The sequence below is a fragment of the Legionella septentrionalis genome (assembly GCF_003989745.1).
GTDB classification, from domain to species: domain Bacteria; phylum Pseudomonadota; class Gammaproteobacteria; order Legionellales; family Legionellaceae; genus Legionella_A; species Legionella_A septentrionalis.
In genome coordinates, this window is record NZ_RZGS01000001.1 from 151,155 (window position 1) to 163,218 (window position 12,064).

Genomic DNA, 12,064 nt, shown 5'->3' on the forward strand with positions numbered 1-12,064 from the left:
GCCTATCCTTGGCTTTATTTCTGCTAATTTAAGTATAGGAATGGTTAGGGAGTACGTGACCACTGCAGGGCTATTTTATAGAGCTCATTTTTATTGCCATTGGTGATTTCACATGCCAACTTGACTGCTTGTTTAAGCGGGAGTTCTGCAAGCAGTATCCGTAAAACGTGGTGCTGTACTTCCATATTTTCTATTGTTGCACGAGGCGGAACAATCAAGACAAATTCACCTTTGCAATGGGCAGGATTTTCGGTTAACCAGCGTAAGATTTGCTCGCAGCTTCCTGTGACAAAGGTTTCAAATGTTTTGGTTAATTCTTTCGCTAAAACCAATTCACAAGATGCTCCAAGTACTTGCATGAGATCGGCAACACTGTCTTTAATGCGATGCGTTGATTCATAAAAAACCAATGTATGCGTAAGCTTGCTTAAAGCCGCCAGACGCGCAAGCCTTGCTGTTTGTTTTGCGGGCAAGAATCCTGCAAAAGTAAACGTGTCGCAGGGGACGCCAGCAGCTGAGAGTGCCGCAATTAATGCGCAGGCTCCAGGAATTGGAACCACGGCAATTTGTTTTTCCCGTGCCAAGCGCACTAAAGGAAACCCTGGATCGCTAATTAAGGGAGTGCCTGCATCGCTAATGAGGGCAAATGTTCTGCCGGCAAGTAATTCAGCAACAATGCCTTCGCATTTTTTAGTCTCATTGTGTGCGTGCATGGAAATCAAGGGTTTTTTAATGCCCAGGGTAGCCAGCAATGGTTGTGAATGGCGGGTGTCTTCAGCCAAAATGGCATCAACTGCTTGCAAAACATGCAGGGCATGTACACTGATGTCGTCGCGGTTTCCGATGGGAGTGGCCACCACATAGAGAGTTCCTGGAGTGGTTGCTGAACTGGCGGTCATGGTTTATCCTCTCTATTTTTTATTTATGAGCCCGTATTTTGCATGGTAAGCCATGTCACCTGTGGTTCTTGTAAATATTCAACTAGCCTTGGAAGTTTCATGCGGTCAAATATTCCCTCATTTAAGTTGATTATATTGGTTTGTGTGCTTGCCTTGGCAAATTGCACGCAGGTATCAAACAGTAACCCGCCGCAGGAAACTCTTCAAGAAACCCTGGCAATAGCCAACCCCTACACACTGCCTGCTGACGCATATCTTGCTTTGGGCAAAAATCATGCAGGAGATGAACAGCAATCCTATTATTTAATGGCCGCAGGCCGTTTAATTCATGATGGTCAGTTAAAGCAGGCAAATGCAATTCTAGCACGAATGCACGACACAACGCCCTCATCACAGCGTGAAAGGAACATATTACTGGCGAAAATAGATTTGGCGAAAGATGAGCCACGCTCGGCAATTCGCCGTTTGGCGGCAGTAAGCACGGTAAATTCACTACCTGTCTATTATCAGGCACAATTTCACGATGTATTGGCACAAGCTTATCAATCCAGTGGCAATGCCGTGGAATCGGTAGCAGAACGCATCAAGCTCGGCCAATTACTTCCTGATGTAAAATCGCAGGCTAATAATTTGCGTGCATTATGGCTGACGTTGACGACATTGCCTGTAGCTGAGCTTAACACATTGGCTATAGAAACTGCGGATGGTTCCGAATTAAAAGGGTGGATGCAGCTGGCTTTGATTTCACGCAAGAATTACCGTGATCCGCAGGTTATGGCCGCTGACATAAGGCATTGGCAAGCGCAATACCCAGAGCACCCTGCCAATAGGATTTTTCCCCTACATCGTAGTGAAGAGCGTTTGCTTGCATCGCCAAGACAAGTTGCATTGTTGCTGCCGACCACGGGTCCCTTGGCAGGTCCTGGAAACGCAATTCGGGATGGGTTCATGGCAGCTCACGCGGCAGGGAAGGGACAGAATACAAAAATAAAAGTTTATAACACCCATTCTGCAAACATAACGACGCTTTATGAACAAGCGGTGGATGAAGGAGCAGATTACATCGTCGGCCCTTTGACCAAGGCAGATGTGGCAATAGTAGGGGGGCTTGAGCATCCGGTCCCTACTTTATTGCTGAATGATTACAATGGATCCGCTAAAAATAACGTGTATCAATTCGGACTTTCTCCCAGTAATGAAGCTAAACAAGTGGCAGTTAAAGCCCGAAAACAAGGCCACAGCCGGGCTTTAATCATCGCCCCTGCAGGAACTTGGGGTGATGAAGTATCCTTGGCTTTCATGAACCAATGGCGAGCTAGCGGTGGGCGCGTGGTGGATACCTGGCATTACCAGCCGAAGGAAGATTTAGACAATTCGGTTCGTGAATTTCTACGCATTACCCAGGGAGAGGCGCGGAAAAAAAATTTGCAGCGTTTATTCGGGCGCAACCTTGAAGGAGTACCCATGCGCAGGCAGGATTTTGATATGATTTTTCTCCTGGCTTATCCTAGCAAGGCCCGGCAAATTATGCCCCTGTTAAAATATTACTATGCAGGAGATGTGCCGGTTTATTCGACTTCAAGCGTTTATGCCGGCAGTATCAATGCATTAAAAGATAGGGATTTAAACGGGATCATTTTTTGTGATATGCCTTGGGTTTTTACACACCATTCAGGGAATAAAAACTGGCCGGAACAGTTTAACAGCTACAATCGTTTATATGCCCTAGGCATGGATAGTTATGCTTTAGCCACCCAATTAAATCAATTACTCTTGTTCCCTGCTTTAGGTGTTAACGAAAAAAGCGGGATTTTATATTTAAGCCCCAATCAGCAAATTGCCCGCGTTTTGACCTGGGGGCAGTTTAAACAAGGAATGGCGAAACCACTGGGCGACAAAGTGGTTGCTTGAATAAAGCAGTCTTTTTTTATGGTTGCAGTAGTCAATACAGACTGGCTCCCTCCATGCCGTTAAAGCGGATGATTTGCCTATGTGTGCAGGCGGGCGTTTTGATTTTAGCCTGCCATCACCAATGCGTTCTAATCTATTCGGCAAACGGTACGTAAGGAAGCTTGCTTACCTTTATGGACTGTATCAAACAAATAAACGCCGTAGAATTTTGTTATTAGGCAAAAATGGAGTCAACTTATGCACAATCAGCGCTCTTATCATTTGTCAGCTACAAACTTATTCCGATGGTTGTTTAGAGTTGGGGGTGCAAATAACAAGAGTTACCCAGTGATATCAATACGCTCGAAAAGAGCTAATGTTTTTTCGCAATATTTTTCTAATTTTAATTTCACCAACACAATATTTATTTAAAAGCTTTCCTCCAATAAAATAAGTACCTGTAGCCAAATATCGTTTATTTCTTAAATTAAGCAGAACCACCCCTGCAAAAGAAGTGGCTTCCAAAACACAAAATCATTATCAATATAATTATTAATTGCCGAAGGCTTTTTATTATACATGGTGCCGTCGCTTGAAGTATTGGAACAAGTTATTACAATATTTTCTTTTTTGCATATAGACGTGATGAGCGATCCCTTAGCTACTTTCACTGAATAGCCATCGCCGCTGAGAATTTTACAATCAGTATCTTGCAACCAAATTTCATTTGCTGCAAAACAATTAGAGTATCCAGCAAATATAATTATAAAAAATACTTTCATGATAGCTTGCCCTTCTTAGGCATTATCATAGTGCATGTGTAGTTATATCCTCTATTTTTTGATAATTGCTCCTGTCTCTTGGATAAAACATCGTCGTTAAAAATGGATCAATTTTCAGTTGCGGAGTGGATCATTTCACATTGTAGTTAAGGTTGAAATTCGGATATTCGAATGTGGAAGAGTTGCGGCATATTAACTGTTATAATCGCTTTGCAGTTCAAGCGGCATCAATTCCTGCAGGCGTACGTACAAGCTCATGAGTTGTTCGCAAAATACATGCAGCTGCTGGCGATTTTCCCACAATTGGTAATCTGAACCTTTGCGGAATGCTTGTTGACGGGCAAGCAGCGTGAGCAGCTGCTTTTCTTGTTTGGAAAGACCCAAATGTTGGTTAAGCTCAAGTAATTCCTCTAGGTTTTTAAATTGCTTGCCATTGCGGTGATCGTGCATTAAATAAGCTTTCAGAGTTAACTCAAAAGCAATATGGATTAGGGAAATCACAGGCAATAATGCATCCACGCTTAATTGTTCATCAATGGGAATTTCGCCGTTGCTTTTTAGCAAATATTCAGCGCAATAAGCATGTTGAGTAGCAATGTTTAATAATTCCAGCGGGCTTAAAAATTGTTTTTCCATAAAAACTCCATTACTTAAAAATTACAGCAAATGCCGGCCGCCATCTACGTGCAAGGTTTCACCGGTCACAAAAGGATTTTGCGCCAGTGCGAGTAATGCTTGGGCAATATAGAGAGGTTCTCCATGTTTTTTTAGCGGCGTTTGCGCGATGATTTTTTCTTGTATGGCTTTAGACAGTTGATTCTCGCCTTCCGGCCAAGCAATAGCACCCGGTGCTACAGCATTAACGCGTACATCCGGCGCAAACTCACGTGCCAAAACTTTAGTTTGCATGGCAAAAGCGGCCTTGCTTTGGCAATAGATTGCATAGTCTTTTAAAGGTTTTGTCGCATGCAAATCCGTAATGTTGATGATGCAGCCTTTTTGCTCTGCAAGATAAGGGTATGCACTTTTACTAAGCCAAAATGGAGCGTGCACATTGGCCATAAACAAGTTGTGCCAGTCTTGTTCGTCAGGTTTGGTAATATCTGTGCGCAGAAACAAAGATGCATTGTTTACTAATAAATCCAGCCGTTTTGCCCATGCAATGGTTTCTTGCACTAGTTTCTCGCATACACCCGGATGGGTTAAATCGCCACATAATGCAAACGCACTATTTAACCGTGCTTGATTTAACCGTTGTGTTAGTGCACAAGCGTCCTCTTTTGCATGCCGGTAATGAATCACTACTTGATAACCTGCACCATGCAAATATTCAGCAATGGTGGCTCCAATTCGCCGCGCGCTACCCGTGATTAAAGCGACGGGCGCTTGTGTATTTAGCGGATTCAAGGTATGGTTCTCTCCCTCAATTGTGTTAATTAAAACCAATTATTGTTTTTATTTTAGATAACAATTATGAATTTGCTCGAATCTCTTTGCCAACGTCTACGCCAGCAGGGCGAAATACCTTTTGTTGAATTCATGCAATACGCATTATATGCACCAGGGCAAGGTTATTACAGTTCCGGACTGCAAAAATTTGGCGTAGCGGGAGATTTTATAACCGCGCCTGAATTAACGCCGTTATTCGGACAAACACTGGCGAACCAATGCCAGCAAGTGCTGGATACCTTAGATACTCCTGTCTTATTTGAGTTTGGAGCAGGATCCGGGCGTTTATGCGTGGATATTTTAAAGCATTTGCAACACTTAAACAGTTTGCCTGAAGCTTATTATATTTTGGAGGTAAGCGGTACGCTGCGCCAACGGCAGGAAACATTGATCCATACCGAAATTCCGCATCTGGCTTCCAGGGTGGAGTGGTTGTCGCAATGGCCGCACAAACCGTTTACAGGCGTGATCATTGCCAATGAAGTATTGGACGCCATGCCTGTGCACCGTTTCATGCAAACAGCAGACGGGCTATTGGAAAGTTATATTCGCCTTGATGCAGAAGGCAGGCTTGCTGAGATTTATAAGCCTTGTGAAAATGAGCGTTTGTTGGCGCGTGCCCGTGCTGTTTTGCCGCCTGGCCTGTATCCTTATCAATCGGAGGCGAATTTATTTTTAGACGCTTGGTTTTGCCATTGCTCAGCTATGCTTGCTGCCGGCGCTTTTTTCATTTTTGATTATGGTTTTCCACAGCATGAATATTACCACCCCGAGCGTAGGCAAGGGACTTTAATGTGCCATTACCGGCACCAAGCGCATGCCAACCCATTGGCACATCCGGGCGAGGAAGACATCACGGCGCATGTGGATTTTACCCATGTAGCAGAAGCTGCGTATGCAGCAGGCTTTCACGTGGCAGGCTATACTAATCAGGCATCTTTTTTACTGGCTAACGGTTTGTTAAGCTTGCTTGCTTCTATTCCTGATGAGCGTGCGCGCTTTAAAGCCCAGCAAGCAGCCAAACAATTATTGCAGGAAAGTGAAATGGGGGAATTGTTTAAAGTGATGGCATTAACAAAAAACATGGATATGGATTTGCACGGATTTCAATTGCACGATAAACGAGCGAGTTTGTGATGGGGAAATATTTAACCACCGTGGAATTGCAGAAAGAATCCATGAAATTTTCTGCAGGCCATACTACCATTTTTTCAGCTACCGAGCGCGAACCCTTGCATGGGCATATGTATGGGGTTTATCTGGCACTAACCACTTGGGTTGAAGATAATGGCATGACGTTTGATTACCGTTATTATAAAAAACGCATCCATGAACTCTGCCGCCAACTCAACCAGACTTTTCTGATGCCGCAATTCTCGCCTTTTTTACAGTATGCCGAAGATGATGAATATTATTATTTTACCTTCAATCATAAAAAAATTCCTTTTCTTAAAGAAGACGTCACGCTAATGCCTTTAGCCAATATCACCGTGGAAGAATTATCACGCTGGTTTATTAATGAGTTGATTAAAGATACGGCAGAGTTAGAACGCCACCGTATTGAACGCATAGTGGTCAAAGTATTCTCAGCGCCCGGGCAGTCGGCAAGCCATAGCTGGGAGCGTTAAATTCAGCCTTGAGGCCAAGGTATAGTGCCAGAACCGGATGCTGAATGCATCCGGCCGTAGTTATTCTTAGAGTAAATCCTGGTTTAATTTTGCTGATAGCCTAATTCGCTAGGCAGTGGCGGCTCTTCCTCGTCATTTTTTTTGCGGCCATCAAAAAACTTAGCAGAATAAGAGGGTTTTTCTCTGGTTTGCAGCGAATCCCAGGTTTTATGCTGTGCAAAGACTTCATATTCTTCTTGATTAAACTCAGGAAATTCAGCTTCCTTGGGTTGAAATTGCTTGAGGATGAGCTGTGAGGCAATTGCCAACGCTAACCCCAAGGCCAATACAGCAATTCCTCCCCCCAATGGCAGAAAGGTGAATGAAACAAATACCAGGGGCGGGATGAGTGCATCAATGAAGATTGCACGTATCAATTGCAAGGTTTGATAGCGAACCACGCGGGCTTGATATTCCGTTTCTGCCCGCCTTTCCTTGAGCTCCAGGTAGATGAGTTTTTTACAATCCTCGTCACCCTCCTTAAATTTCTGCATGATGTCTGCAAATTCTTTGTCAGTCGGCGGCTTGCTAAGTTCCCATGCCTTGGCAATGTCGCAGGAACTGGTGATGGCAGCACTGATGACATTAAGGCTGAAACAAAGGGCAGCCCCAACTATGGCAAAAATTAAAGCAGTGGAAGCAGCGATCGCGGTGGGAGGAAACAGGAAAGCAGCAAAGACGATAAACGCAGCCAATAAAGCCACAGAATAAGTCAAACCCGTGGCAAGTTTTATTTTTTCATATTTCCAATTAAATTCGCATGCTTTTTTATCAGCTTTTAATTGGTTAAGTTGTTCTTGAAGAGCGGCATGTTCATTGGTGAATGCTTCATTTTTTAGTTTTTTCTCAATTGCCACTATATCGCGTTGGTAGCGTAATATATTGGCGTTATGCCGCGTGCTTTCTTCGTAAAAGCTCCAGGAAACCAAGGCTGCATCGACTAATAATAAACCTGCAGTGAGCACATTGCCGGCATAACCCGCCATGCCTTTGCCGGTCAGCCAGAAAAAAGTCACTAAATTTACAGTAGCCCAGATTGAATCGTTGAGCAGGGCAAATTTGCGTTGTTCCCACTGCGTTTTAAATAACTCATTAACACTCATTTTTTGTTCTGCGTCACTCATCCAGGGGCCTTTGATGGTGTGTTTCAGCAGCAACCCCAGTTCAATGCCAAAGCGGGTGTAGTATAAAAGCCAGCTCATATAGCCTGTGATGGGCGAAATTTTTGTCAATACTTCTTCAGTCTGCAGCTTGTTGGCAAAATTTGCCGGCAATAAATCAAGCACGGTCCAAAGGAAAGTCCCGCCCCACACCCAATAGAGGCGGCGCTCATTCACGGCACGCATGGCGTCTTTCGTATCTTTGGTGCCGGCATTGCTCAAATCTTCGAGATTTTCCTTAAGCGTTGCTTCCCATTGTGCCTTGGGATTTTTGGTATTGAGTAAATCATCCACTTGCGCGACGATAACAGGGGCGATGTGTGTGAGGCCTAAATATTTTAATAATTTGTCACCATCAGCCGCTTCTTGCAAAATGGTTTCCGGGTTTTTTTTCTCTTTCGCGGCCCGCAGCTTAAAGAGCAAATCCGCACAAAGCTTGATGCGTGCGTAGTGGCTGGCATGATTTTGGCGGCGGTGTTCGGCTTCATCCAAAAAAAACTGCGCGGAGAAAAGATAAAAAGCAAAATTAAGATCCTGTTCTAACGCTTTGCGTTTTGCATCGCTTAGGTAAGGAAAAATAGCAGGGTTTAAACGATTGACCCGGCTTTCGTAAATGTCTATTGAGCCGCGTAGCTCATTTCGTTTGTGGAATACATCTTTCATTGCAAAATCAAGTTTTTCCCCTCTTTCCAATTGCTCGAAAAGACGGCGTACAGCAGCTTGCGCATTTGCATTGAGTGCCCCGTAGGATGTACTTTCTAGTATGCTGCTGGTCGTCATGATATTGCCCGTTAATTGGTTAATGTTAGTTATTCTCAAAAAAGAACAAAGTGTATTTTTTTCTGTCATATATAAAATACATGAATTGCTACCCCAAAGCAATGGGAAAAATATTTGCATATTAATTATAATTTCAACCGATAAACTAATTTTAGTGTAAAATTATTGACTTGATAGATGGGTTGACTTGTTGCCTAAGGTATGGCACGCAAACATAATTTGTTAATTATTAGGCGCACTTTTGCTGCATTATAGGGAAGGGATTCACTATGTTTTTATGGTTTCGCGTTGATACACATCATCAAAACGTATGATGTCATCTTCCCCGAGGTAATCGCCGCTTTGCACTTCAATAACATAAAGAGGTTCAATATCTGGGTTGCTCAGCCGATGCCGTGTTTTTTTCGGGATGTAAGTCGATTGATTGACCGAAAGATTGAGAATGCGTTCATCATTCACCACTTCTGCCTTGCCGCTCACCACTACCCAATGTTCAGCGCGATGCTGGTGCATTTGTAGGGATAATTTCGCTCCCGGTTTAATCATCAAGCGTTTGACTTTGAATGTTTCCCCCTGCGCCAATATTTCATAATAACCCCAGGGACGAAAAACCCGGACATGTTCATCGGCTAGTTGTTCATGCTCCTTGGCCAGAGCATGGACTAAATCCTTAACTTGTTGGGAATAGCGTTTGTCGGCTACCAGCACTGCATCGGAAGTTGCTACAATGATTTGATCGCGGATGCCCAAAGTAGTCACTAACGTGTCTTCACTGCTGATGAGGCAGTCACGGCTGTCTTGTGCAATCACTTTGCCATAAAGGGTATTGCCGTTAGCATCGGCAGGAGTGGCTTCGGCCACAGCAGACCAGCAGCCCAAATCGCTCCAGGGGATGTCAGTAGGGATGAGCATCGCATTGCTGGTCTTTTCCATAACTGCATAGTCAATGGATTCGCTGCGGCATTGTGAAAAGGCATCCAGGTTTAAGCGCAAGTAATTATGATGCTCAAGCCCTTGTTTGACGGCATTTTTACTGGCGGCATAAATATCGGGGGCGAATTTTTCCAGCTCATTAAGGTATGCGTCAGCACGGCAGGCAAACATCCCGCTGTTCCAGTAATAACGGCCATGGGCTATGAATTCCTCAGCCGTTTTTACATCGGGCTTTTCACGAAAACTTTGTACTTTGTATACTTCATCGCTGAAGGATTTCCCTGCTTCAATATAACCATATCCTGTCTTTGCAGCGTTAGGTTTTATTCCGAAGGTAACCAATGCTTCATTTTCTGCAACCTTAAGACCTTGTTGCATGACGGCGGCCCAGGCAGCGTCATCCGCCAGCCAATGATCGGAAGGCAGGATGAGCATGAGTGCATCAGCACCGGCTTTTCCTGTGATATAATGCGCGGCTGCAGCGATAGCCGGTGCTGTATTGCGGGCGCAGGGTTCGAGCAGATAAGTGGGGCTAAAATCTGCCAATTGTTCCTGACAAAGAAAATAGTGGGCTTCGTTGCTGATAATGATCAGCTCTGTATGCGGCAGTTTCATGACGCGTTGCACGGTTTGTTGCAGCAAAGTAGCATCGCTTTGCAAGCGCAAAAACTGTTTAGGAAAATTTTTTCTTGATAAAGGCCATAGACGCGTACCGGAGCCGCCAGCTAATACTACGGGAAAAATTTTCTGCCTCATGGATTTCCAAAACAATTTTATTGCGCAGCATTTTAACAATACCTAAGCCTTTCCCGCAACCTGGAAGTAACTCTTGGCTTGCTTCATGGCATAGCTCATTCTGTATACAAAAGTGAAAAACATCATGGGTTAAATGCAGCCCCCGGGAGCTTCGGTACTAAGTGGCGCGAAAACTGTTGCAGTCTGATTGAAATAGGGTGTAGATTGTGGCTTGCCGGTGGCGCAAAAGCATGGGCGGGTGATGGGGAGGACTAGCTTTGCCTTCGCCATTGCCAAGTATTCTTAACAGAATTCTTATGTTTTTATGTAGACTTGTTTCACAAATTAACAAGGCGTTGATATAATCCACGAGTTTCTTAACCCCAGGAGCAAATTATGTTTTTTAGAAAATATTGGCCGTTGTTTGCAGCAGGCTTATTGGCTTTAGCAGTAGGCTTGATTGCCGGACTGGCACCTTTTGGACCTCTAGCAACTGCCATTCAGGCTCTTGCTTTTGGATTCGGGGCTTTGGGCGCTGCTGCTGTTCCAGTTGCCGCAGCACTTGTAGCGGTTGCCGCGGCTACAGTTACTCTGGCAGCCAGTTTGCTCTTCATCGGGGCGGTGGCTTTGATTGTTAAAGGCATCCAAATGATTGCCGCTAGAGCCAGTGCCACAAGCACAAGCGAGGATTCCCATCCCAGTAATTCTATTATCTTAGAAGACCGCAGCGTGAAGGCTAATGGCTTGCACAACCAGGCAACCCCGCTCTTAGACATTCAGGCAAATGAAGAAAGCGAGGAAGAGGAAGAAGAGGTTAAACAACCTGTTGTAGAAGAACCATCCAGTCCGGTGAAACCAGTGCCTCTTGTGGTAACACAAACGGAAGAAGTTATTGCCCTAGAAGAATCTAGTAACGTAAATGCGAAACAACCAAGCCCTAAAGTCGTAGTGCAGCAACAGCAAGAACCAAAAGAAGATACACAAACTCTTGTGCAGCAAGTTGAAAAACAGCCAGTCGAGGAAGCGATACAGTTGCAATCAATACTGAGAACAGGTGTGGCTATGTTTCAAGTATCCAAAGAGCAGCAATCACAAGAGCAGCAACCAAAGCATGATATCAGCATGAATATGAACAATTCGCAGTAATAACGGTTTAAACGCGGCTTTGCCGCGTTTTTATTCTCCCCATGGTTTTGCCAAATCATTTTCCAAATCAAATAAATTCAAAACCCGTCCTACCGTGTCATTCACCAAATCTTCAATGCTTTGCGGCTTATGATAAAAAGCAGGCACGGGTGGAAAGATAATGCCGCCCATTTGGGTAATGGTGGCCATGTTTTGTAGGTGCATAAGATGCAAGGGTGCCTCGCGCGGCAGAATGACCAGCCGGCGGCGTTCTTTTAACACCACGTCGGCTGCACGAGTCAATAAATTGCCGGTAATGCCATGCGCGATTTCTCCTAAGGTTTTCATGGAGCAGGGCGCAATGATCATTCCCATGGTTTTATAGGAGCCACTGGCTATTGTGGCAGCAATGTCGCTGCATGGATGATAGACGTCAGCCAAGGCTTTAAGCTCGTTTGCACTCAGTGAGGTTTCATAGGCACGTGTCATTTGGCCGGCCTTGGTGATCACCAGATGCGTTTCAACAGGCATGGAACGCAACACTTCAAGCATGCGGATCCCGTAAATGATTCCTGAAGAACCGCTAATACCGATTATTAAACGTGGTTTGTTCATGATATGTCTCAACTAGATACGGACTGGGC

At 44.5% G+C, this 12,064-nt stretch carries 11 protein-coding genes; 4 read left to right on the forward strand and 7 right to left on the reverse strand.

Annotated elements, in window-relative coordinates; all coding sequences use genetic code 11:
- Positions 1 to 44 precede the first annotated feature (44 nt).
- Complete coding sequence (gene rsmI, locus ELY11_RS00695; protein ID WP_127032308.1) at positions 45 to 899, reverse strand: 16S rRNA (cytidine(1402)-2'-O)-methyltransferase; 855 nt, start codon at positions 897 to 899, stop codon at positions 45 to 47.
- A gap of 99 nt (positions 900 to 998) precedes the next feature.
- On the opposite strand from rsmI, the gene ELY11_RS00700 reads away from it, so the two are divergent.
- On the forward strand, positions 999 to 2,810 hold the full coding sequence (locus ELY11_RS00700) for a penicillin-binding protein activator (RefSeq protein WP_127032309.1): 1,812 nt from the start codon (positions 999 to 1,001) through the stop codon (positions 2,808 to 2,810).
- A gap of 461 nt (positions 2,811 to 3,271) precedes the next feature.
- On the opposite strand, the gene ELY11_RS00705 is transcribed toward ELY11_RS00700, so the two are convergent.
- The 3 genes from ELY11_RS00705 to ELY11_RS00715 form a co-directional block, all read right to left on the reverse strand.
- Positions 3,272 to 3,571 carry a hypothetical protein gene (locus ELY11_RS00705; RefSeq protein WP_126953261.1) on the reverse strand — a complete coding sequence of 100 codons (300 nt, stop codon included), beginning with the start codon at positions 3,569 to 3,571 and terminating at the stop codon, positions 3,272 to 3,274.
- Positions 3,572 to 3,763: 192 nt separating this feature from the next.
- Complete coding sequence (locus ELY11_RS00710; protein ID WP_126953262.1) at positions 3,764 to 4,207, reverse strand: hypothetical protein; 444 nt, start codon at positions 4,205 to 4,207, stop codon at positions 3,764 to 3,766.
- Positions 4,208 to 4,228: 21 nt separating this feature from the next.
- Complete coding sequence (locus ELY11_RS00715; RefSeq protein WP_126953263.1) at positions 4,229 to 4,978, reverse strand: pteridine reductase; 750 nt, start codon at positions 4,976 to 4,978, stop codon at positions 4,229 to 4,231.
- A 66-nt stretch (positions 4,979 to 5,044) separates the two neighbouring features.
- On the opposite strand from ELY11_RS00715, the gene ELY11_RS00720 reads away from it, so the two are divergent.
- Positions 5,045 to 6,157 carry a class I SAM-dependent methyltransferase gene (locus tag ELY11_RS00720; RefSeq protein ID WP_127032310.1) on the forward strand — a complete coding sequence of 371 codons (1,113 nt, stop codon included), beginning with the start codon at positions 5,045 to 5,047 and terminating at the stop codon, positions 6,155 to 6,157.
- Positions 6,157 to 6,648 (forward strand): 6-pyruvoyl trahydropterin synthase family protein, encoded by a 492-nt coding sequence (locus tag ELY11_RS00725; RefSeq protein WP_126953265.1) that lies wholly within the window; start codon positions 6,157 to 6,159, stop codon positions 6,646 to 6,648. Before ELY11_RS00720 ends, ELY11_RS00725 begins: the two co-directional genes overlap by 1 nt.
- A gap of 83 nt (positions 6,649 to 6,731) precedes the next feature.
- Here ELY11_RS00725 and ELY11_RS00730 read toward each other — a convergent pair whose 3' ends face one another.
- Both ELY11_RS00730 and ELY11_RS00735 read right to left on the reverse strand, forming a co-directional pair.
- Positions 6,732 to 8,627: a hypothetical protein gene (locus ELY11_RS00730; RefSeq protein ID WP_127032311.1), complete on the reverse strand. Its 1,896-nt coding sequence runs from the start codon at positions 8,625 to 8,627 to the stop codon at positions 6,732 to 6,734.
- 267 nt (positions 8,628 to 8,894) lie between these two features.
- Positions 8,895 to 10,316: a mannose-1-phosphate guanylyltransferase/mannose-6-phosphate isomerase gene (locus tag ELY11_RS00735; RefSeq protein ID WP_127032312.1), complete on the reverse strand. Its 1,422-nt coding sequence runs from the start codon at positions 10,314 to 10,316 to the stop codon at positions 8,895 to 8,897.
- Positions 10,317 to 10,691: 375 nt separating this feature from the next.
- Here ELY11_RS00735 and ELY11_RS00740 point away from each other — a divergent pair, with 375 nt between their 5' ends.
- On the forward strand, positions 10,692 to 11,441 hold the full coding sequence (locus ELY11_RS00740) for a hypothetical protein (RefSeq protein WP_127032313.1): 750 nt from the start codon (positions 10,692 to 10,694) through the stop codon (positions 11,439 to 11,441).
- A 30-nt stretch (positions 11,442 to 11,471) separates the two neighbouring features.
- On the opposite strand, the gene ELY11_RS00745 is transcribed toward ELY11_RS00740, so the two are convergent.
- The gene (locus ELY11_RS00745) at positions 11,472 to 12,038 is read right to left on the reverse strand and encodes a UbiX family flavin prenyltransferase (RefSeq protein WP_126953339.1); all 567 of its coding nucleotides are present in this window, start codon (positions 12,036 to 12,038) and stop codon (positions 11,472 to 11,474) included.
- Positions 12,039 to 12,064 lie beyond the last annotated feature (26 nt).